Source organism: Dictyobacter aurantiacus (assembly GCF_003967515.1).
Classification (GTDB): Bacteria; Chloroflexota; Ktedonobacteria; order Ktedonobacterales; family Ktedonobacteraceae; genus Dictyobacter; species Dictyobacter aurantiacus.
In genome coordinates this window covers 2,551,252-2,572,665 of record NZ_BIFQ01000002.1, presented here as the reverse complement: position 1 = coordinate 2,572,665, position 21,414 = coordinate 2,551,252, and the positions used below count along the sequence as shown (strand labels likewise).

Genomic DNA, 21,414 nt, shown 5'->3' with positions numbered 1-21,414 from the left:
AGCGTGTCAAAACCTCAAGAAACAATCGCGAGGGGCGTTTTACTTCCGAAAGGAGAGCTTAAAGCTATGATGTGTGTGGTGTATGTGGTCAATCAGAATGGCCATTGCTTGATGCCCTGCAAGCCATCCAAGGCGCGTAAATTGCTCAGGGACGGCCGGGCTCGTGTCAAGCACCGGAGCCCTTTCACAATCCAACTCCTCTGGGACTGTGAGGAGCACGTCCAGGAGGTGGTGGTCGGGATCGATAAGGGCAGTTCGATCACGGGCTTCGCTTGTGTTGGTAACGGCGAGATTCTGCTGTCGGGGGAGATCGTTCATAGGAAAGACGTCAAAGAGAAGATGCAAACCCGCCGGATGCATCGGCGCAGCCGCCGAAACCGCTGTTGGTATCGTCCGAAGCGGATCCTCAACCGAGCTTCTAGTCGTCGCAGTGGGCGACTTCCTCCGTCGATCAAAACGAATGTGGAGGAGGTGATCCGTGTAGTAGAACACCTGCCGTTGCCTCTCGCCCACATCGTGATCGAAGATGTCCAGGTGGACATCGCTCGTTTGAACGATCCGACGCTTCAAGCAAGCCGCTATCAGGACCCGACACGGCTGGATGAGAACCTACGGATCGCATGCCTGATGCGCGACGGCTACCAATGCCAGTCCTGTCACAAGCGCGAGACGCGCTTGGAAGCGCATCACCTCGTGTTCCGCCAACACGGCGGCAAAGATACCCTAAGCAATCTGCTCACGCTCTGCGAGTCGTGTCATCACCGTGTGCACGAGGGCAAGATCACGCTGGCGGTGACAGGTGTGAGCGGTCATTTGGACCATATCGCGCAACGGTCCATGCAAGGGAAAGCGCATCTGTACGCAACGCTGGAACAAGGCATTTCCCTGACCACCCTCTTTGGGTACCAGACGGCGATCTGGCGCAAACATCTGGACCTGCCCAAAGCCCATGATGTGGACGCTCTCTGCATTGCCACCTACGGCACCGGAGAGGTTATTCCCTGGCAGCAAGACCGTTTCTACCAGGTGAGGTTTCGCCCGCGTCGAACGCGGCGGCACTACCATGATTTGCCTCGGAAAGGACAAGGCAGGGTGCGCTATCAGGTCAACAGCGAACTGGAGGGCTTTCGCAAAGGTGATGTGGTGCGCGTGAAGGGCACCTTTGTCAAGCAGATCAACTCGATCTACAGCGACGGCTATCTTGCCTTTCCGCGGGTCAAAGGGGAACCCTCAAAAGCTCGACCGAAGGATTGTGTGTTGCTCGAACGTGGCACCACGATGCTCTGGAAAAGGATGGCGGGATGATCAAGAAATGTCGAGGATCCGTTATAAATCCAAAGAACGATCATAATACCCTGGTTTTCTTACAATTGACAGGGGAAAATTAGAGCGCAGAACTGCTCCTGCTTTTTTCAACATGGGAGTACCAGCATCGACATTCCCGATCTGCTGCCCTCATATGCATCGATGATAGCCCATAAAGAATCGTCCCTGGCCCACATTCATGAAGACGCTCCGCTGGAATCAGGCAAGACAATGAGCTGACCACTCATGAAAGGCATGTGCGGCGCCATATCACAGTAAAAGGTGAACGTCCCTACTTTATTGGCAACAAAGTTCCCTCTGGTCGTGGCTTGAGGAGAGAGGGCAAGATTTACGTTGAAGTCCTTGAGGGTAAAAGTATGACCATCATCCTCTGGATTCACTATGGTCAGGTTCACTGTGTCCCCCTGATATACCGTTAAGTGGTCAGGCGAGAATGTATATACCTCCTTGCCATGCAGCACGCCACCTTTGGCGAAATCTTTGTGGAGGAAATCAAATGTCGTCGCCGATTCTTTTACCAGAAGCGGAATAGTAATCAGCGTAAACGCACGTGTGTGCGGAGTGTATTGCACATCAGAGGTTGGTCGCTGCACCTCACAGCCTATAAAAAGGAACACTATAATAGACATCAGACAGAAAACCACTATCCACCTTTTCATCCTCTCCACCTCTCTTTATCACCAATGCGTCTAACTATCTTTCTCTTTATAGTATAGCGCTGTGACGGAAGCCACGCTGAAGAGATCGCAGCTGTTCTCTATAAGGAGCCGCCGCCCACATCTGGCAACTCCTCATGGTGCTGCAGTTACCAATTGTAGGCTTCTTTGTCATTAAATATTTACCCAAAAAGCCCAGACAGGCCCTACTGGTTCTGGCTATTCAAATTATTGCCGCCCTGGTGGCCTTCGCGCCCGTTTTCTTTTTCAAATTATAAAGATGGCAACCAAACGATGGTCACAGCACGGCGTTGTTTGGCTGTGACCATGGTACCGCTACAAGCACTTATGCTCGTATTGCGGGGGTAAAGGTCTCCCATAACCACTGGGTGGAGAGCCTGTGCCAACCGCTGATATGCTCGTCCTGGCCAGTGCCATCATCTGTTTCGGCCGTTGCCAGTGAGAGGCCATGGGCACCATTGGGGTAGACATGCAACTCAAAGGGGATATGCCGGGCACGCAAACCCTGCGCGAAGAGCAGAGAATTTTCAACGGGTACCGCGCTATCAGCAACGGTATGCCAGAGGAACGTTGGCGGCGTCTGGGCATTGATGTGGTGTTCAAGCGACATCGCATGCATATCTTCGGGCGACGCATCTGGTCCCAGCACATTCTCAAAGGAGCCGCGATGGGCGAAGGGACCCGATGAGATCACTGGATAACACAGAATAAGCGCATTCGGCCTATTCTGGCCACTTGCCAGTCCAGGAACATCCGAACAATAGGGCTGGTCCCAATAAACTCCCAGGCTGGCGGCGAGATGACCACCAGCCGAAAAGCCACATACCGCGATACGCTGCTCCTCAATATGCCAGTCATCGGCATGTGCACGAATAATGTTCATGGCACGCGATACGTCTCGTAGTGGTTGCGGATGGCGAGCGGGCGCTACGCTGTAATGCACCACAAAAGCATGGAAGCCAGCGGCCGCGTATTGTAGGGCCACCGGTTCGGCCTCGCGCGGTGATGTGAAGCCATAGCCGCCTCCGGGACAGATCAGGACCGCCGGGCGCTTTTGGGTGCTCTCCAGCACATACGTGACCAGCGTCGGCATAAAATCGGCCTCTCCCTTTGAGGTATACTGACCCTTTTCCCACAATGGTATTGTCTCTGAAAACACAGCAGGCCTTTCTTACTAGAAAAACAGATCATTTATCGCTGAAATCATAGCACATGCTAGCGCATAACGCATTGCTCCTACCGCCATTTCAAACATAGAACCCCGGCACGCACGACAGGACACACACTAGCTGTTAGCGACAGCTCTTGTTGTCAGCACAAAATATATCGCGGTACCCGGAACAATATCATCTGTCGTGTAGCGCATATCGTAATAAGAACCCCCTGACGTCGGGGTCGCCTGTATAGCACCATCCAACGTTGCGTGCGTATCTACATCAACCGTCAGACCACTCACTTGCCATCGATCCTGTTGCAGAGAAAGCCGGGAGCCAGCTGGCGTAAAGAGCCGAAAGATAATATCTGGATGATCATCGTTGACTCCCCTGATATTGCAGGTAATCATGTTCTTTTCAGCGCTAGCATTAATCACTATATTCGTATGATACACCAATCTGATCCAACAGATCCTGCCCTGCTCCCCTACCCACTGGATGGTGATAGGATGAAATTGGTTGCTTGCTGGCTTGCTATACTCGGTCTCTTCGCCACCTAGAAGAATATGCTGGCCAACCCAGGCATGTGCTACGCGACGCGGATGATTGGTGATTGTACGCACAACCTGGCGTTCACCCTGGAACGATCTGAGATGCGGCAATACATCATCTGGAACACTGACGCCTACAGCGATATAACATGGCACAAAGGCAAAGTCATGCTGATGTGCAAAGGGGCGGGAGACATCCGGGAAAGGCGCGAACTCCTTTCCAGTCGCCATCCATATCCACAGACCAATCAAGGAGGCATATGATTGCATATCCATCCCATAAGCACGATCGAACGGGCCCGCCATATTTTTCATCCCCGCGTGATACATCAGTGCGACGTCTCGCCAGAGGCGTGCTTCCATGTCAGATCCCAACCGCTGCAGCAGGGAAGATGAAGAGTAACTGCGCCACAAACCCAATGCATAGAGGTCCACTCCATAATAGGTGGGAGCATTAAATTCCGCGAAAGCATGGTTCGGCTCGAACAGCTGATAAATCTCGTGCGCATATGCCTCACCCCTGCTTTGCCAGTCCGGATCGCCAAACCGCCGGCCGGTACAATCCAGTAGAAAGGCATGCATCAGCGCGATATTCGTATAGGAGGCGGGCAATCTGCGTTCCAACGCTCCCCGTATGGCTCGGCGTAATGCCTGTTCAATACCGGCCACCAGGTTTCCTGGCAGATCCGCTTCATGCTCAAGCAAGATGATCGCCAGGGTACTACCAATGAACTCGCGCCAGTTTGGATCATAGTCGCGCCAGACCTTGGCATCCTCGCCGGGATGCGGCTCCTCCGATAGACGATACCAGGTGCCATCATATGGCTTCCCTGGCTCATCAAACTGATAGGACAAGACCGTTTGTATGGCCTGCAATGCTCGTTCGTGGTCACTAGCTGCTCGGCGCTGGAGCAAACCAAGCGCATACCAGATCGTTTCACGGACATGGTGCACCAGAAGAACTGGCGTGGTCGTACTATCCTCGTCTTGCTCCGCCTCCATTTTGAGTAAACCCACTTCAGCATCCCAATAGCGATCCAGCCACGCCAGCGCCATCTCCATCATCTCACGAGCCACCGGATCCAGATTCGAAAAGTGCATCGCCATCATCTTTTCCACCTCCCAATATTGTTCTACAGCATATTATACATCTCGCTGCTCAGCCGCGTCTTCCCGATGGTGTAACTGTGCCCGGGTATAGTCAGCATGATGGGATAGTTGTCCCATCATGCCAACATCAGTAAAGGCAATCCTGGGTCTGGTAATCATAATTAATGGATCCCTTCATGCCTTCACACGTTGGTACGCCTGCGAACAGGGAGCAACTATCCTGCTATTGTGTCTCTATACGCCAGTCACGCCAGGGCTCACCAGTAGCAATGGGCTGGCTACAATGCTCTTGCATCAAATCGGCGACCGTAGATTGGCGTACTACGAGCGTACAATCCAGGGGATCAAGTTCGGACGCAGCTTTTCCTTCCAGCTTGTCAAGCAGTTGTGCCATAGCATGAACACCCATCTGGTAAACAGGCTGAATAATAGTGCTGAGCGCGGGATCATAGAGAGATGCGATTTCGAGGCCATCATAACCAATCATAGCTACGTCCTCTGGTACGCGTAAACCCGCCCTCTTGAGCGCCGTTATGGCTCCAATGGCAATCAGGTCCTGATGAACGAAGATGGCTGTGGGTGGATTATCATGATTAACCTGAAGCAACTGCTTAACCGCCTGAGTACCGCTGGCATAGTCAAAGCTTGCCTCGACAACCAGCCTGGAATCGAACTCCACGTTCCAGTCTGAAAGAGCAGTTTGAAACCCACGCATACGCTCAATACCTGGAAGCGACGTCGCAGGAGCTGTAATGCAGGCAATGCGCCGATGCCCTAGATCGAGGAGATGCGCGGTCGCTACGTAACCACCTCTCCGATCGTCCATGAGTGGAGCCTCCTGAAAGATGCAGGATGCAGGCAGGCCCAGTTCCCTGGCTTTATCTTCTGAGACGCCAACGACACCGGGGATCTGCTGGCGCACGAACATCTGTAGATACATAAGCCAGCGCGCGGGATCGTCATAAGTGTTGCAGAGCATGACGCCATAGCCTCTGGCGATGGCTACGTCTTCCGCTCCACGGGCCAGCTGCGAAAAATAGGGGTTCGTGACATCGCCCAGTAAAAGACCGATCGTGTTGTTAAAACCACGACGTAGCGAGGTCGCGACAAGATTCGGCTGATAGCCCAGTTCGGCAATGGCGGCACGCACTTTTGCGACGGTGGCGGCGCTGATACCTGGCTTGCCATTAAGCACCGCCGATACCGTCTGCTTGGATACACCAACTTTTTGCGCCACATCGCGCATGGTTACTACCATAGGTACCTGTCCTGCATACTCTCAACGTGATCGATCATGTGATCGATCACGTTGAGAGTATGCAGGACAAACTTGTATTTGTCAAGTAGAGAGATTCTAACAGCTTTCCCATATCGGGGCATATATTATATAGAAGGCAATGTAGCCATTGGCAACGTTAAAATGAAAAATAGCGGTACAATCCAGGCACCTCCTTCCCATTCTTCGCCAGGAGCGTACAATTGAATATGGCTACTATCAGTTACTCCCGGCTTCAGCAACAGATGAGTAGCAGCAATGGCTTCCTTCACTATGCATGCGTCGGAATAAGATACAAGCTCGTCGTATTTATACATATAAATTCTTAGCATCATTCAAGTACATTTAATTTATCGATATGCAACTTATCATTTAAAGGATGCGTTATAAGGAAGTAAAATGGATCAAACTCGGACAACATCTATGCCGGAGCAACATACACCACTTCTGTTGTGGTATCGTCAGCCAGCCTCCCAATGGCTGGAGGCGCTGCCGGTGGGCAATGGGCACCTGGGCGCGATGATCTATGGCGGCATTACCGAAGAGGTGTTGCAGCTCAACGAGGATACGCTCTGGGCCGGTGAGCCGTACGATAGCAACAATTATGAGGCGGCCCGGCACCTGGCTGAACTTCGTAAACTGGTGTTCGCGCGCAAGTACGTGGAGGCAGATGAGGTCGCCCGCCGCATGCAGGGGCCGCGCAATCAACCCTATGAGCCACTGGGCAACCTACACCTCACCTTCCAACATCACGATGTTACCAATTATCGGCGCCAGCTTGATCTGCGTACAGCCTGCGCCGAGGTACGCTATAGTAGCGGCGGCGTGAATTTTACCCGTACCGTCTTCTGTTCGGCCGTCGATCACGTGCTGGTTATCCAGTTGGAGAGCGATCAGCCGGGAGCACTCTCGTGTACCGTGTCGCTCGATAGCGAGCTGCAAGCCAGCAGCGAGGCGCGGGACGATAATCGTATCGAACTCCACGGTCGTTGTCCCAGACACGCCCCGGTCCCCGAAGGCTCCTCCAACCGTCCCATTGAGTACGATGATCAACCAGATGGCAAGAATATGCGCTTTGTTGTTCAGCTCCATGTAACCCTGAACGATGGACAGTGTGATGCCAATGCCGATGGCTCACTGACTATCAGCAACGCCACCACTGCTACCTTGCTGCTGACGGCGGCCACAAGTTTTCGTGGCTTTGATCAAAGCCCCAGTGAGCATATTCCCGACCTGATGGGAGAGTGCTCTGCCCGTCTCGATGCGGCAGCCATCAATAGCTATAAGAATATCCTGGATGCCCATGTGGAGGATTACCAGCGACTGTTCGCGCGCGTGGAACTTGATCCTGGCGGCGATCCCTATAGCGGTCGATCGACGGATGAGCGTCTGCAAGCGGTGCGTGAGGGAGGCAGCGATGAACAGTTGATCGCTCTGTATTTCCAATATGGACGCTATCTGCTTATCTCCAGTTCACGACCCGGCACCCAGCCCGCCAACTTGCAGGGCATCTGGAATGAGCGTATCCAGCCGCCCTGGAACTGTAACTGGACCACTAATATCAATACTGAGATGAACTACTGGCTCGCCGAGACCTGCAATTTGTCAGATTGCCATGAGCCCCTGTTCTCCTTTATCGAGGACCTCAGCGTCAACGGAGCAAAGACCGCCCGGATTCATTACAATTGCCAGGGCTGGACGGCACACCACAATGTGGATCTGTGGCGCATGACCTCACCAGCCAACGGTTCACCGAAATGGGCTAACTGGCCGCTCGCCGGCGCCTGGCTCTGCCAGCATCTGTGGGAACATTACGCCTTCACTGGCGATCGTAATTTTCTAGAGCATCGTGCCTATCCCCTTATGAAAGGGGCGGCGCAGTTCTTTCTCGACTTCCTGATTGAACGCGACGGCTGGTTGCTGACCAATCCATCAACCTCACCCGAGAACGTCTTTATCACCGAGGATGGTGAAGAGGCAACCGTTAGCGCCGGTACAACTATGGATATGACGATTATTGGCGAGCTGTTCACAAACTGCATCCAGGCCAGCCAGATCCTGGCTAGCGACAGCGATTTTGCCAGCGTGCTGGCAAGCAAGCGCACTCGCTTACTCCCGCCACGCATCGGCAAACATGGACAATTACAGGAATGGAGCGAAGATTTTGATGAGCAGGAGCCGGGGCATCGCCATATGTCACACCTGTATGGACTCTATCCCGGCGAGGCCATTACTGCCAGGCAGACACCAGAGCTCTTTCAAGCCGCACGCAGGTCACTGGAGCGCCGTCTTGAGAACGGTGGTGGCTACACCGGTTGGAGCCGGGCCTGGGTGATCGCGTTATGGGCGCGGCTGGGTGAGGGCGATCTGGCCCACGAGAATATTATTCAGCTACTCAACCTCTCAACGTCAGCCAACCTGCTTGACCTGCATCCGCCGCTGATCTTCCAGATCGACGGGAACTTCGGGGCTACGGCCGCCATCGCCGAGATGCTGCTGCAGAGTCATGCCGATGAAGTCTCCATCTTGCCCGCCCTGCCATCCGCCTGGAGCCATGGTTCCGTACGCGGCCTGCGTGCGCGTGGGGGACTCGAGATCGATATAGCCTGGCACGATAGACAGGCACGATCCATAAACTTGCGCGCTCATTCCGATGGTCAGCATCACCTGCGCCTGCCAGCAGGTCAACAGCTAACCGAGATCAAGGATCAGCACGGCCACGATATCCCCTGGCACACAGAACAGGATCATATCATCCTGACCGTTCAAAGCAGCACGCATTATACATTACAAACAGCACCTGCTGTTTTCCAGATTTGACCTATGCGTCCAGATTTTCGAAAAAACCCATAAAAAAAGGGCATAGGGGGTTCACAGGAGCGTGCCACGCTCCTGTGAACCCCCTATGCCCTTTTTTTACCTCTAGCCTTTGTTGCCCTGCGCCAGTCCTTTGCTGATCAGGTAGGTATAGCTCTTCTCTACCGCTTCCAGCATGTCGGTCGCGCATTCATCAAGTTCTATAATCAGCCATTGGGCGGAGTTCTGTGCAGCCTGGATGACGCCGGCGATATCAACCTTGCCTTCTCCAACAGCAGTCATTGGCTGTCCCTGCACGGCGGGTCCATCCTTGATGTGCAGCAATGGAGCACGCGAGCCCAGCGCGCGAACCTCGGTGACAGGATCAACCCCGCCGGTCTGTGCCCAATAGACATCCAATTCAAAGCTTACGGTCGGTGCCACATACCCGCGCAGAACCTCATGGGCACTCTTCCCATCAAAGCGATTCTCAAATTCCCACCAATGATTGTGGTAGCACAGCGTCAGACCCGCGCGGCGAATAATCTCGTCGGCTGCGTTTAAACGCTCCGCGACCGCTTTGACTCCATCAACACTCTTAAAATCATCAGCAAATTGCGAGACCATGACATATTTACAGCCCGCCTGAGCCGCCCGCTCAAGGTGCCGCTGCCCCGCTTCATCAATAGGTAATTTTCCGATTCCTACGCTTGGTATCTGTAATCCAAGCTCATGGATAAGGTGCAGGCGAGCACTTTGTTCATCAGAGAAAAAGTCTAGACCACCCTCCACACCAACATACCCGATATCCGCGACCCTGCGCAGGACGCCTTGAAAGTCATTCGCCACCTGGCGACGGACAGTATACAATTGCAGGGCGATTGGTTTTGGCATAGTCATGCTCCTCTTTTACTAACAACTGAGCGCTACAAAGAGATACGCCTTCTGAGTTCGCATGGAAACAGGCATTAAGGAGAGGGGCGCCCAATAGTGCAGGGATGTTCCTGTATGGAGATATAACGCGATTGGTTGTTATACTGAATGGCAGCCATTTTGCATTGCATCGTCCCTGAACCCATACATCCCTGTTTCTACGCAGATCGAGAACTACCCGTTCCCCGGCTACCCTCGTAGTGTATCTGCCTTTTTATAGCATTGTCAATCGGAAATTACGACAAAAAAGTAGTACCACTTCGATTGAGCGTGGTACTACTTTTTGTTGTAGATGTGCATATGCGCAAAGAAGTTTTCGCAGTCCGCAGGGGAAACGAACCTAGTGATACTCGTTGTATGCGTTCGTCTTGCGATTGACAGCCGGCGGATTCTCTTGCTTCTTCACACCACTTTGCGATTTCGCCAGATTCTTCTCTGCCCTGACATTGGGATGGTGCGTCTGTCCTCCCTGTCCCTCAGCATCGATCGGAGAATGCACTTCCTCCCCATGCTCGATATCTATCACGCTATGCACTTCCTCATCAGGCGATACAAACAGGTTATGGCGTACATCTTGCTCTTGTTTTTTGTTCTCTTCCTTTGCCATCAACACTTCCTCCTATTCCTACTATATACTACCAGCACCCGCCGCTCGGACTAGAGATTTGAGCCGTTATCCGCCCCTCCGCCCATATATGCACTGCCTCCCTGGTGAATATGGCTCTTCCTGCGGTTCGCCTCCTCAGTACTCTGCTCGACGGCGTCAGGAGTGTCAACACCTCCGCCTGTAGCGGCACCACTGGCATCGTACAATGTGTCTTCGCTAATAGCGTCGCCTGCGTCGTTGGTTTCGGGCATCTCCACATTGTTATCAGGCTTGTTCCGCCGCACTCTGGTGCTTTCTCCATCAGTATCAGCTTTCGCGGTTAATCGCTCTTTTTGCGGATCCGCCTGGGACTGTTTTCTCTGTTGCTGTGCCATCTATACTCCTTTCCAGACCTTACAGAAACTCTTGTTAGCATAGTGGCCGGACACCATGCTCTTTGTAATGATTGCCGATCGGCAATCATTACAAAGAGCAATGGTCGACAACCACTTACCTGGTCGCGACAGTCAGTACCTGCTGAGTAACGGTCGGCAGGTTTTGCTGCAGCCAGTCAGCCATTGCCGCATCTTCTTGCAAGATCTGCTGGCAGACAGTGGCTACCTGCTGCTCACCCAACGCCTGAGCGGCTGAGATGAGGGAGGTATATGATGCGACCTCAAAGTTCTCAGCGGCATAATCGGCCAGCGCGTTCTTCACCAGTTCATCTTTTGCCGCTCCGGTTGAATGTGCCTGCACCTGCCCAAACAGCGATGCCATACCTGCCTTGACGGCCGATGTCTTGCCGCCAAGAGACTCTACACAACCCTTAACCAGATCGGCATGACGGCGTGTCTCTTCTAAATGCGTCTGTAACCTGGTCTGTATCTCCGGGTAGTCCTTGGCATCCTTAATCTGATGCTCCAGGATTTTCACGAGAGAATTTTCCATACCATACGCATCGTTAAGCCAGGAGATTAACATATCTTTAGCAGTCATATTCGCTTCTCTTTCTATTGAACATTACCAGTAACATTAAACGCTCGTACTACTGTTCGTACTACTTCTCGTTCTTTACCTTTTTGACGGCATCCATCATTTCATGCTCAGCCTGCTGTTTACTCATCTTTACATCGTCTTTTCCGAGATCTTCAGCAGCCATCTCCTGCGCAGCATGCCTGGCGGCCTCGCGAATCTCTTGCTGCTCATGCTTGCGCTCGATCGGGCTTACTGGCTCCTCTGGAGTATATGGTTTATATTGTTCTTTATTATTACTAGCCATATTATTTATCCCTTTCATTGCTGCAAAGGTTTCTGGTCACATAGCTATTTCATAGCATTGAATGTCTTCTACTTGTTTATCAGGCATCCATATATTTACTACGATACAGAAATGTATTTGTGTACAATCTATAACCAGAATCGATATACAGTCGAAAAAAGCCCATCCGGGATAGGCCAGCACTGGTCTGGCTTTATCTCTTCACTGATGAACCTTGCATCTGTCTCCAAATCCAGACGGCTAACAGGATTACGGGAAGGGCAGAACCTGCTATGAAGGTAGTGCGGCGCGCCGTAATCTTTTCTTCTCCATGCCATCCATCACTCTCGCCGTTGCCGGTCTGCATCGGTTCAAACAATGTTCCAATGAAAAAGCCTTGAGGCGTGTTGATAACGTTGTCATAAGTAGAAAAAGATGCATATAATGACAGAGAGGTATGCGGATGTACCTTTTCCTTTGTAGGAAATATCCCATCAAGGAGGATTGTATGCCCCGATCGATATCCCACAGTAGTCGTCCTCTTATTGTTGTCTGCTTTATTTTGAGCACGCTCGCCCTGGCGATATTTTTCCCGGCTCAGGCCCAGGCGGCTGGCGGTAAAAAGGTCAATGTCTGGCTCACAACGTCTGATCAAAGCCAGTTGTTGGCACAGCAACCTGCCATCTCGTTTTCCGGTCAACCCAGCGCCGGTACCCCAACCATCAGCGTCAATGACGACCAGAAATATCAGCGCATGACGGGTTTTGGCGCTTCTTTGACCGCCTCATCGGCGGTGGTGCTGTCCCAATCCAATGTCGCACAAAATAAAGTGATGCGCGACCTTTTTGACCCCCATACAGGGATTGGACTGAGCTACCTGCGGCAGCCGATGGGCTCGTCTGACCTGGCACCACCACAGGATGCCAGCAAGGGCTGGGTCGGTGAGTATACCTATGACGATATGCCCGCCGGTCAGACGGATCCTACGCTCAGCCACTTCTCGATCGCGCAGGATGATCACTATCACGTTACTTCTTTGTTGCGGGAGGCCCTGCGCATCAATCCGAATCTCAAGATTATGGCTACCCCCTGGTCTCCACCCGCCTGGATGAAGCTGCCCGGCAATAGCTGGGGCCACTGCACCAACTGCGATGGCAGCGGACAGGGATTCTACGATGGGAGCAATAGCTGGGATAATACTCCCAATGACTATGTATCTGTCACCTTTAATGGTACGCAGATCAAGTTCTATGGGGTCGTTGGTACAGATCATGGTATCGGCGCCTTCTCAATTGACGGTGGCTCCGAAACAATGGTCGATTTCTATGCGCCAACCAATGCGGGTAATACCCTGGTATATACCAGTCCAGTGCTGCCTGCAGGACAACATACATTGAAAGTACGCGTCACAGGTCTGCAGAACAGCAGCGCTCACTGGAACGGCATCAATCCCGATCGCGTCGATATTATCTCGGCCAGTGGCGTGACGACCGTCGACGATAGCGTGCAGGGATCGGGCCTTAACCAGTTCCTGTATGGTGGCTCAGGCACCGCCAGCATCAATCAGGGCTACCTCAATCCAAAGTATTATCAGGCTTATGCCCGGTACTTCGTTAAATTCATTCAGGCCTATCAGCGTGAGGGCATCCCCATCTACGCTATTACGCCCCAAAACGAGCCGCAGAACGGCAACTACATGCCCACCATGATCTTGCCTGCCACCAGCCAGACTGCTGGCAATCCAGACATTGGCAACGAAGCGGACTTCATCGTGAATCTGGGTCAAGCCTTCCAGCAAAACCATGTCCAAACCAAGATCCTGGCCTTTGATCATAATTGGGATACCCCGGAGTATCCGAGCGCCATCCTCAATAGCCCGGCCGGCCAGTATGTCGATGGGATCGCGTTCCACTGCTATGGTGGCGATGCCAGCGCGCAGGATCAATTCTACGGTAAGAAGGATATCTATGAGACCGAGTGCTCTGGTGGACAGTGGGAGAACAACAACAATCCTACCTTTGCCGCAACCCTCAAGGATGTGATGGAGCTCGGCATCAGCTCGACCGCCCATGGGTCCAAAACAGTGGTGCGCTGGGGCCTGGCGCTCGATCCCAATGGCAATCCTCACCTGGATACCTCCGGATCATGCGGCACCTGCCGTGGCGTCATCTCGGTCGCCGCGGATGGTACCGTGACGAAGAACTCTGACTATTATGGTCTGGGTCACTTCAGCAAGTTCGTCACGCCCGGCGCCACGCGCGTCGCTTCGACGAGCAACTCTAGCAGTCTGGAGAACGTGGCCTTTGTAAATCAGAATGGCACCCATGTGCTGGTCGTCTACAACAACAACGCCAGCGCTATGACTTTCCAGGTTCAGGCGCAGCACAGTACCTTCTCATACACGCTGCCCGCCGGCGCGGCGGCAACCTTCACCTGGTCAGGAGAAGACGACTAGAGTAGCTTACGGCCCTGACGGTCGTTTCCCGCCGCCCACCTCGTGCGGCAGCCTCTGTTTTATGGATTGGAGGTGTATTGGGTGCGCAAATGCGCACCCAATACACCTCCAATCATTATGGTGTTACCTGTTGTTTATGCAGCAAAGTATAGAGCTCGTTGATGAGGTTGCTTCCATTGGGAGAACCCAGACCGGAGCAGGCATCCCAGCCGGATCCGGCGCTGTAGGCGCCGTTGTTGCCCTGTGTTATGTCGTGAAAGGCGTTATTTTGCTGCAGCCCCTGGTAGTTCTGGTAGAGTGTGGCATTGAGGAAGCCGGCGGATTGCCCGAGCCGCTGGTTTAACAGGGCAAGCAGACCAGCCCAGAGCGGCGCGACGGCGCTGGTTCCACCAATGACCATATCCTGTCCATCGACGCGCACTTTGTAGCCTGTTTGAGGATCAGCATCTCCCGACACATCGGGCACGCCCCGTCCAACGAACTTGCTCGGGTTGGCCGATGGGGGAACATTAGCGTTGGCCTGCCAGCTGGGCAAGGCGAACTTTTCGCTCACACCACCACCGGTCGCTGAACTGGCTCCTTCGTTCCATACGACCTCGCTTGTAATCTGCTGACCGCTCGCCTCCAGTCGGGTACCACCACATCCCATAACATAAGGGTCGGCCGCGGGAAAATCAACATGTGCCTGCCCATCGGTCGCGCCGTCACTGGAACCACTATCGCCGGCAGCGGCACAGACAGTGACCCCGAGCGAAGCCGCAGCCTGAAATGCCTGGTCCATCGTCTGCCGGCTCTGGTCCGTCCATTGATCTTCAGCGCTTCCCCAGCTAATCGAGATCACTGACGGTCTGTTGGTGGTATCATGGATCGCTGTGGTGATCGCATCCACGAAGCCGCGATCTGTGTTGGGCGCGAAGTAAACAACGATATGCGCCCCGGGGGCAATAGCCCCGGCCACCTCGATATCCAGTTCCACCTCTCCATCTGCGCTATTGGGATCTCCAGTAGGCGCATTGTTGGCTCCATCAACCGATACGCTGGTAACCTGTGGAACAGCAATGTTCAACTGCTGAAAGTAGGTTGTAATATCACTGGTATTGTAGCCTCCTCCCAGTTCGATGATGGCGATGGCCTCCCCCTGCCCGTTCAGATCTGAAGGGAAATTATACAGCTGGGCCAGCGTACGTGGATCATAAGAGGCAGCACCTGCGTTCGGCCTCGCGATAGCCGGATCATAGAAACGCAGATGGTAATTAGCCTGGGGGCGATCATCAAGACCAAGAACGCTTTCTACCGTTTGCGCAAGTTCGTGTGGGACCATTAATGGTCCGGTGCGCCCACGATAGGTAGTGTCTTCATATTCATAATGGTACAGTTCAGTCTGAAAAGCCGAATTAAATGCGGAAACTGTTCCACTCAGGACCACGCGTCGGCTCACAGGATCTATCTCTGTAACAATAAGGTTGTGCTGGCGCGCAAAATGCTCGATTTTCGTAATATCTTCAGGTCTCGCGCTATGCACCCTGGCATATTCTTCTCTTGTAAGCCGGGTGGCACGGCCCTGTATCTGCTCCTGGAGATTTTGCTCCAATTCTTTTCCAGCTGGATCCTTCAAATAGAGACTGACCTCGATAGTCTCATCGTGCGCGACAGGAGCAATCCGCCGTGCACCTGGTAGTGGCTCTTTTCCACTTCCTGGCAGTTCTCGGTATCCATAATGCGATGTATTGCTCACTTCCTCTTTCCTTACCTTTCAAAACTATCCTTTTCATGCCCTTACTAGAAAAAAAGACATATATCAATGGTTACATTGTTTTTCTAAACAAAAACAAATATACCTTATACACGCCTTTTACGTTCCCTTCTATTACGCATTCCTAATCCACTTAGATGCCGAGCTCAACAGCTATATAGACCACAATAAATACATACGGTCTGCTTGTTGATTACCCAAACTACGCATTTTCTTTTAGAGGATTATCGGGAGGCAAGAATGTTTAATTGCTTTCTTAATATTGACAAATGATGATTTATATGTCATTCTTGAATGAGAATGACATCGTTGTCATCTCTGTACAGGATGAGTTCGACGCCTTTGTGACATAGGCTAATCACCTTCAATTGTAGAATGACAAGCACTTGACCGGTTGACAGCTCATATTTGTTTTCCTGATAGGGCACGAATGCATCCTATATACAGCCATAACCATAGCGCTCTCTATTTAAACAGCAACAATCGGTGCACCCGCTGTGCATGATAGGTTGTTGCCAGCGAAAGACACGGAGGTCTCTGATATGAAACGTCGTACCATGCTCGGTGTGCTCGGTGGCACTATCCTCGGTATAGCTGCATCCCCTTCCCTTATGGCCTACGCCCATGAAGATAGCCGCGCACAGGCCAGCGCTTCGTACGATGCGTTGCAAAAGTATTTCTATGTTCCCGATGGTTCTCACCTGTACCATGAGCAGTACCCGGTAGCAACAGGCGATAATCCTTACTCCTACGAATGGCCTTTTTCACAGGCTCACATCGCGACGCTCGATCTGGCCAATATTCCCGGCTCTACTGGTAGCTCCTACCTGTCCGCCTTGCAGGATCGCTGGTTGGGACAGGAACGCTATTGGAATACTACTGGTTCAACCGGGCTCCCAGGCTATGATTCGTATGCACGCCCGCCATATGGCAATGGTGGCGATAAATTCTATGACGATAATGAATGGGTGGGCCTGGCCTGTATCCAGCGCTATCTGATGAACGGTGACACTGTCGCCCTGGAACGCGCAAAACAGATCTTTGCGCTGGTGGTCTCTGGTTGGGATACAGACGCATCGCATCCGGCACCCGGAGGCGTCTTCTGGACCCAGGCACCGTGGAGCCACGATCGCAATACGGTCTCCAATATGCCCGGAGCGGAACTGGGCCTGCGGCTGTACCAGCTGACCAGGAACAACTACTACTTTGAGTGGGCGCAGAAGATGTATAACTGGACCAACACCTATCTGCTGGCGCCCAACGGCCTGTATTGGGATCATATTGACCTGGCGGGCAATATCGAGAAGACGCAGTGGAGCTATAATCAGGGAGTACCCGTAGGAGTGAACGTCCTCTTCTACCAGGTCACAGGTGACGCGACCTATCTGCAGCGTGCTCAGAATATTGCCAACGCCGCTCTGGACTATTATGTGGCAACGAATAAGATCTATCAACAGCCGGCCTTCTTCAACTCGATCTTCTTCAAAAATCTGTTGCTCCTACAGTCGGTAGATCATGATACACGCTATGTCAAAGCCATGCAGAGCTACGCGGACCAGGTATGGCAGACGTCGCGTGACGCCACGACTGGCCTCTTCCATTTCGGTAACTCATCATCCACCCAGATGATCGAGCAGGCGGCCATGACCCAGATCTACGCGGTCCTTTCGTGGAGCCCGTCACAGTACCGCATCCTTTATTAGCCTTACCTTTTAAATAAAGAAACCAGAATTTGAGCACCCCATGATTATGGAGTGCTCAAACACTATGCAGGGCTGCAGAATCAGTTATATCATCGTCGACGGTACAAACAGGTTGGCAGCCTATCACCAACCCCCACGCATGCCATATAATAAACGAAAGCTTATTTATCGGCACATAACAATATAATCCATTGACCTGGTAAGAAGGAACACCCATGACTGACGCACAGCAGCTTCAACACTACTCAGCCCAGTCGCTCGAGCGACTGTGGCCGCGCCTGGAAACTACCCTTCGAGACGAGGCCAACGCCGCGCCCGCAGACTGGCGCACGTTTGAGACGCGGCTACGGCGAGAGTGGAATCGGCTCTTCGAACTGCTGTTTGGCCTCTACGGCAGCCATTATGACTTTTTCTACCATCTTGAGGAGCTGCTGACCGCGACGGCGCGCAGCTGGTTGACACGCGCGTCCTGGCTCAAGCAACTGGACGAGCGACGCTCTGCTACTCCCGAATGGTTCCAGTCACAGCAGATGGTCGGAGGCATGTGCTATGTCGATCTCTTTGCCGGTACCATCCAGGGTCTACGTGAGCGGCTACCGCTGTTCAAGAAACTTGGCTTAACTTATCTACACCTGATGCCACTGTTCGAGTCGCCAGAAGGCAATAGCGACGGCGGCTACGCGATCAGCAGCTACCGCCAGATTAATCCAGAACTGGGCACGGTCGCGGATCTCTCCGAACTGGCGCGCGAATTTCAGGAGCAGGGCATCAGCCTGGTGCTCGACTTCGTCTTCAACCATACCTCCGATGAGCACGAGTGGGCACGACGCGCTCAAGGCGGTGATCCAGAATACCAGCAATTCTATTTCCTCTTTCCTGATCGAACTATTCCCGACCGCTATGAGCAGACACTGCGCGAGATCTTTCCCACCGTACGTCGCGGCAGCTTTACCTGGCGCGAGGACATCCAGCGCTGGGTCTGGACGACCTTCAATAGCTTTCAATGGGATCTGAACTACGCCAATCCGGCCGTCTTCCGCGCGATGGCCGGCGAGATGCTCTTTATCGCCAACCTTGGCGTAGAGTTCCTCAGGCTCGACGCAGTCGCCTTCATCTGGAAGCGCGAAGGGACCAGCTGCGAAAATCAGCCGGAAGCCCATCAGATCATTCAGGCCTTCCACTCGCTGGCGCGCATCGCGGCCCCCGCGCTCCTGTTCAAATCTGAGGCCATCGTCCATCCTGACGATGTGATGAGCTACATCAGTCCACACGAGTGCCAGATCAGCTACAATCCCCTGCTGATGGCGCTGCTGTGGGAGTCGCTGGCAACGACCGAGGTCAAGCTACTCGACCACTCGATGGGCCATCGTTTCCGCCTGCCGGCGGGGACGGCCTGGGTGAACTACCTGCGCTCTCATGACGATATCGGCTGGACCTTCGACGACAACGACGCCCGCTGGGAGTGGATCGATCCCGTTGGCCACCGGTCATTTCTGAACCAGTTCTACATGGGACGCTTCCCCGGCTCTTTCGCGCGCGGCGTCCCCTTTCAGGAGAATCCCGATACCGGTGATGCCCGCGTCTCGGGCACCCTGGCCTCGCTGGCCGGACTCGAACAGGCCATCCAGTCCGGTGACGAGCAGCAGATGGATCTGGCAGTTCGGCGTATCCTGATGCTGTACGGCATCATCCTGAGCATCGGTGGCATCCCCCTGATATATCTGGGCGACGAGGTAGGTACGCTCAACGATTATACCTACAGCACAGACCCCGATAAGGCCAATGACAGCCGATGGATTCACCGTCCCCGCATCGATTGGACATGGCACAGGCAGGTTGAGAAAGAAATCAGTTCGCCGCACGGCAAGATCTTTGCCGAACTGACACGTCTCATCGCGCTACGCAAACAGCAACCGGCAATCTTCGATGGAGAAACAGAGTTCGTTGAGACCGGCAATGGGCACCTCTTTGGTTATGTGCGCTACGGTGGCAATCAGCGACTCTTCATCGTAGCCAATTTCTCCTCACAACCCCAGGAGATGAATGCCGACCTGCTGCGCGAGTACGGAACCGGCTATCACTTCATTGATCTCATCGCCGGTCGGACATTTAGTGCCGAGCACATATTACGACTGGAACCGTATCAGTGCCTCTGGCTTGAGCAAGAGACGGCAACCACCATAAACTGATATCTCCACTTGTAACAGGAAACATCCTGGCGACTCGTTTGAGCCGTCTCAATGAGAAGACGATATTAAATAGAGGTAGTATGTATGGAAAACAACCTGGTATTAGGTATCGATGCAGGAACGGCGGGTGTCCGTGCCGGCATCTTCAATCTACAGGGACAATCCCTCGGCTTCTCAGAGCAGAGCTATCAGACCTTCTATCCACAGCCGGGCTGGGCCGAGCAGGATCCCCATCACTGGTGGGAAGCTCTGGTACAGGCGATCAAGCATTGCCTGCAGACCAATAACATCGATGGGCAGCGTGTGATGGGCCTGGCTATTGACGCTCCCTGCAATATTCTGTTGACCAGCCGCGCCGGGGAGCCGCTGACACGCAGTCTGATCTGGATGGATCTACGCGCTACCGAGCAGGCTAGAGCACTTACCGCTACCAACGATCCAGTACTGCGCTACTGCGGCGGTGATGTCCCCGCCGAGTGGCCCATTCCCAAAGCACTCTGGCTGAAGCAGCACGAGACATCATTATGGAACCAGGATACCTACCTGGTCGATCAGATGGGTTGGCTCACCTGGAAGCTTACGGGAGAATGGGCTGTCTCGCTCAACTGTGCCGCGGCCAAATGGCACTATCGCGCAAGCGCCGATGAGGCAACTCCGGCAGGCTGGCCGATCACACTGCTACGCGCGGTTGGGCTTGAGGACCTGGCCACCAAAATTCCCGGCCAGGTATTGCCAATGGGCGCGCAGGCCGGTGAGCTCACCAATGCAGCGGCCGAACAGCTGGGTCTACGTCCCGGTATCGCCGTCTCTATGAGTGGGATCGACGCCCATGCAGGTATGGTGGGCTTGAACGTGCTGGCCCCAGGCACCCTCGCCCTGATCACCGGAACCTCTACCTGCCAACTGGTGCAATCTTCGTCTCCAGTGATTGATCGCGGCCTATGGGGGCCCTTCGAGAGCGCTGTAGTAGTTGGTGACTGGACGCTGGAGGCGGGACAGGCCAGTACCGGTGGCACGGTACGCTGGCTGCTCGATACCCTGGGCGGCACACTCCCTGCAGGAGACGAGCGCTACGCCGTCGCAGACGCTGCTGCAGCCGCCGTCAGACCCGGCGCGGATGGCCTGACCATACTCGATTTCTGGCAGGGCAGCCGCACTCCAATTAAAGATCCCCATGCACGCGGCATGATCTGGGGACTGACTCCCGCCCACACGCCAGGCCACTTGTTGCGCGCCGTCTATGAGGCCACAGCCTACGGCAATCGTCATATCCTCACCCGGCTGAATGAGTTACAGATACCCACCAACCAGATTATCGCCTGTGGTGGAGGCACCCGCAGCTCTCTCTGGCTACAAATCCTGGCAGACGTTGCAGGACTCCCGATCAGCCTGACGGCGGTGCCAGATGCAGTATCGCTCGGTAGCGCAATCTGCGCTGCAGTCGGCGTTGGCGCATATACCGATCTACGCGCCGCCGGCCAGACCATGGTGCAACTCGGCAAAACGATCGAGCCAGATCCAGCGCATCAAACCATCTACGATGAGGGCTACGCACGCTATCGTGCCACATATGAGGCTATGACGCCGCTTTTTCAACGCCCAGCGCCTACCGAAAAATAGAAAAAAGAAGGCATGCCTTCTCTTTCT

17 protein-coding genes are annotated in these 21,414 nt (G+C 53.6%); 6 read left to right on the top strand and 11 right to left on the bottom strand.

All coding sequences use genetic code 11. The annotated features are described in order from the left end of the window. The first annotated feature begins 66 nt into the window (after nt 1–66). Nucleotides 67–1,305 carry an RNA-guided endonuclease IscB gene (gene iscB / locus KTT_RS35190; RefSeq protein WP_160146372.1) on the top strand — a complete coding sequence of 413 codons (1,239 nt, stop codon included), beginning with the start codon at nt 67–69 and terminating at the stop codon, nt 1,303–1,305. Nucleotides 1,306–1,502: 197 nt separating this feature from the next. On the opposite strand, the gene KTT_RS35185 is transcribed toward iscB, so the two are convergent. The 5 genes from KTT_RS35185 to KTT_RS35170 form a co-directional block, all read right to left on the bottom strand. Continuing rightward, entirely contained in the window at nt 1,503–1,955 is a 453-nt protein-coding gene (locus tag KTT_RS35185) for a cupredoxin domain-containing protein (RefSeq protein WP_160146371.1), read from the bottom strand. Nucleotides 1,956–2,328: 373 nt separating this feature from the next. Then, nucleotides 2,329–3,162 carry an alpha/beta hydrolase gene (locus KTT_RS35180; protein ID WP_218031082.1) on the bottom strand — a complete coding sequence of 278 codons (834 nt, stop codon included), beginning with the start codon at nt 3,160–3,162 and terminating at the stop codon, nt 2,329–2,331. A 126-nt stretch (nt 3,163–3,288) separates the two neighbouring features. Then, nucleotides 3,289–4,809, bottom strand: coding sequence for a DUF8769 domain-containing protein (locus KTT_RS35175; protein ID WP_126602885.1), 1,521 nt, complete (start codon nt 4,807–4,809; stop codon nt 3,289–3,291). Nucleotides 4,810–4,851: 42 nt separating this feature from the next. After that, the gene (locus KTT_RS37500) at nt 4,852–4,977 is read right to left on the bottom strand and encodes a hypothetical protein (protein ID WP_268904563.1); all 126 of its coding nucleotides are present in this window, start codon (nt 4,975–4,977) and stop codon (nt 4,852–4,854) included. A gap of 64 nt (nt 4,978–5,041) precedes the next feature. Next, nucleotides 5,042–6,076: a LacI family DNA-binding transcriptional regulator gene (locus tag KTT_RS35170; RefSeq protein ID WP_126602883.1), complete on the bottom strand. Its 1,035-nt coding sequence runs from the start codon at nt 6,074–6,076 to the stop codon at nt 5,042–5,044. 417 nt (nt 6,077–6,493) lie between these two features. On the opposite strand from KTT_RS35170, the gene KTT_RS35165 reads away from it, so the two are divergent. Beyond that, nucleotides 6,494–8,914, top strand: coding sequence for a glycoside hydrolase family 95 protein (locus KTT_RS35165; RefSeq protein WP_126602881.1), 2,421 nt, complete (start codon nt 6,494–6,496; stop codon nt 8,912–8,914). A gap of 102 nt (nt 8,915–9,016) precedes the next feature. On the opposite strand, the gene KTT_RS35160 is transcribed toward KTT_RS35165, so the two are convergent. The 5 genes from KTT_RS35160 to KTT_RS35140 all read right to left on the bottom strand — a co-directional run bounded on the left by KTT_RS35160 (nt 9,017) and on the right by KTT_RS35140 (nt 11,688). Then, nucleotides 9,017–9,784, bottom strand: coding sequence for a sugar phosphate isomerase/epimerase family protein (locus KTT_RS35160; RefSeq protein WP_160146370.1), 768 nt, complete (start codon nt 9,782–9,784; stop codon nt 9,017–9,019). A 379-nt stretch (nt 9,785–10,163) separates the two neighbouring features. After that, complete coding sequence (locus tag KTT_RS35155; protein ID WP_126602877.1) at nt 10,164–10,430, bottom strand: hypothetical protein; 267 nt, start codon at nt 10,428–10,430, stop codon at nt 10,164–10,166. Nucleotides 10,431–10,480: 50 nt separating this feature from the next. Then, on the bottom strand, nt 10,481–10,804 hold the full coding sequence (locus KTT_RS35150; RefSeq protein ID WP_126602875.1) for a hypothetical protein: 324 nt from the start codon (nt 10,802–10,804) through the stop codon (nt 10,481–10,483). Nucleotides 10,805–10,919: 115 nt separating this feature from the next. Then, nucleotides 10,920–11,405 (bottom strand): YciE/YciF ferroxidase family protein, encoded by a 486-nt coding sequence (locus KTT_RS35145; RefSeq protein ID WP_126602873.1) that lies wholly within the window; start codon nt 11,403–11,405, stop codon nt 10,920–10,922. 61 nt (nt 11,406–11,466) lie between these two features. Next, on the bottom strand, nt 11,467–11,688 hold the full coding sequence (locus KTT_RS35140; RefSeq protein ID WP_126602871.1) for a hypothetical protein: 222 nt from the start codon (nt 11,686–11,688) through the stop codon (nt 11,467–11,469). 487 nt (nt 11,689–12,175) lie between these two features. Here KTT_RS35140 and KTT_RS35135 point away from each other — a divergent pair, with 487 nt between their 5' ends. Further along, a complete protein-coding gene (locus KTT_RS35135) occupies nt 12,176–14,122 on the top strand; it encodes a glycoside hydrolase family 30 protein (RefSeq protein WP_160146369.1) in 1,947 nt (648 codons plus the stop codon). A gap of 115 nt (nt 14,123–14,237) precedes the next feature. Here KTT_RS35135 and KTT_RS35130 read toward each other — a convergent pair whose 3' ends face one another. After that, on the bottom strand, nt 14,238–15,857 hold the full coding sequence (locus KTT_RS35130; RefSeq protein WP_218031081.1) for a S53 family peptidase: 1,620 nt from the start codon (nt 15,855–15,857) through the stop codon (nt 14,238–14,240). A 560-nt stretch (nt 15,858–16,417) separates the two neighbouring features. On the opposite strand from KTT_RS35130, the gene KTT_RS35125 reads away from it, so the two are divergent. The 3 genes from KTT_RS35125 to KTT_RS35115 all read left to right on the top strand — a co-directional run bounded on the left by KTT_RS35125 (nt 16,418) and on the right by KTT_RS35115 (nt 21,387). Continuing rightward, the gene (locus tag KTT_RS35125) at nt 16,418–17,578 is read left to right on the top strand and encodes a glycoside hydrolase family 76 protein (RefSeq protein WP_126602867.1); all 1,161 of its coding nucleotides are present in this window, start codon (nt 16,418–16,420) and stop codon (nt 17,576–17,578) included. 215 nt (nt 17,579–17,793) lie between these two features. Beyond that, entirely contained in the window at nt 17,794–19,767 is a 1,974-nt protein-coding gene (locus tag KTT_RS35120) for an alpha-amylase family glycosyl hydrolase (RefSeq protein ID WP_126602865.1), read from the top strand. Nucleotides 19,768–19,851: 84 nt separating this feature from the next. Continuing rightward, entirely contained in the window at nt 19,852–21,387 is a 1,536-nt protein-coding gene (locus KTT_RS35115) for an FGGY-family carbohydrate kinase (protein WP_126602863.1), read from the top strand. The last annotated feature ends 27 nt before the right edge of the window (nt 21,388–21,414 follow it).

What these genes read in the sequence shown, in the direction of transcription:
- KTT_RS35140 (WP_126602871.1), bottom strand. Translation starts at nt 11,688, where the DNA reads ATGGCTAGTAATAATAAAGAACAATATAAACCATATACTCCAGAGGAG.
- KTT_RS35155 (WP_126602877.1), bottom strand. Translation starts at nt 10,430, where the DNA reads ATGGCAAAGGAAGAGAACAAAAAACAAGAGCAAGATGTACGCCATAAC.
- KTT_RS35115 (WP_126602863.1), top strand. Translation starts at nt 19,852, where the DNA reads ATGGAAAACAACCTGGTATTAGGTATCGATGCAGGAACGGCGGGTGTC.
- KTT_RS35150 (WP_126602875.1), bottom strand. Translation starts at nt 10,804, where the DNA reads ATGGCACAGCAACAGAGAAAACAGTCCCAGGCGGATCCGCAAAAAGAG.
- KTT_RS35135 (WP_160146369.1), top strand. Translation starts at nt 12,176, where the DNA reads ATGCCCCGATCGATATCCCACAGTAGTCGTCCTCTTATTGTTGTCTGC.
- KTT_RS35185 (WP_160146371.1), bottom strand. Translation starts at nt 1,955, where the DNA reads ATGTCTATTATAGTGTTCCTTTTTATAGGCTGTGAGGTGCAGCGACCA.
- KTT_RS35175 (WP_126602885.1), bottom strand. Translation starts at nt 4,809, where the DNA reads ATGCACTTTTCGAATCTGGATCCGGTGGCTCGTGAGATGATGGAGATG.
- KTT_RS35170 (WP_126602883.1), bottom strand. Translation starts at nt 6,076, where the DNA reads ATGGTAGTAACCATGCGCGATGTGGCGCAAAAAGTTGGTGTATCCAAG.
- KTT_RS35120 (WP_126602865.1), top strand. Translation starts at nt 17,794, where the DNA reads ATGACTGACGCACAGCAGCTTCAACACTACTCAGCCCAGTCGCTCGAG.
- KTT_RS35165 (WP_126602881.1), top strand. Translation starts at nt 6,494, where the DNA reads ATGGATCAAACTCGGACAACATCTATGCCGGAGCAACATACACCACTT.
- KTT_RS35160 (WP_160146370.1), bottom strand. Translation starts at nt 9,784, where the DNA reads ATGCCAAAACCAATCGCCCTGCAATTGTATACTGTCCGTCGCCAGGTG.
- iscB (WP_160146372.1), top strand. Translation starts at nt 67, where the DNA reads ATGATGTGTGTGGTGTATGTGGTCAATCAGAATGGCCATTGCTTGATG.
- KTT_RS35145 (WP_126602873.1), bottom strand. Translation starts at nt 11,405, where the DNA reads ATGACTGCTAAAGATATGTTAATCTCCTGGCTTAACGATGCGTATGGT.
- KTT_RS37500 (WP_268904563.1), bottom strand. Translation starts at nt 4,977, where the DNA reads ATGATTACCAGACCCAGGATTGCCTTTACTGATGTTGGCATGATGGGA.
- KTT_RS35125 (WP_126602867.1), top strand. Translation starts at nt 16,418, where the DNA reads ATGAAACGTCGTACCATGCTCGGTGTGCTCGGTGGCACTATCCTCGGT.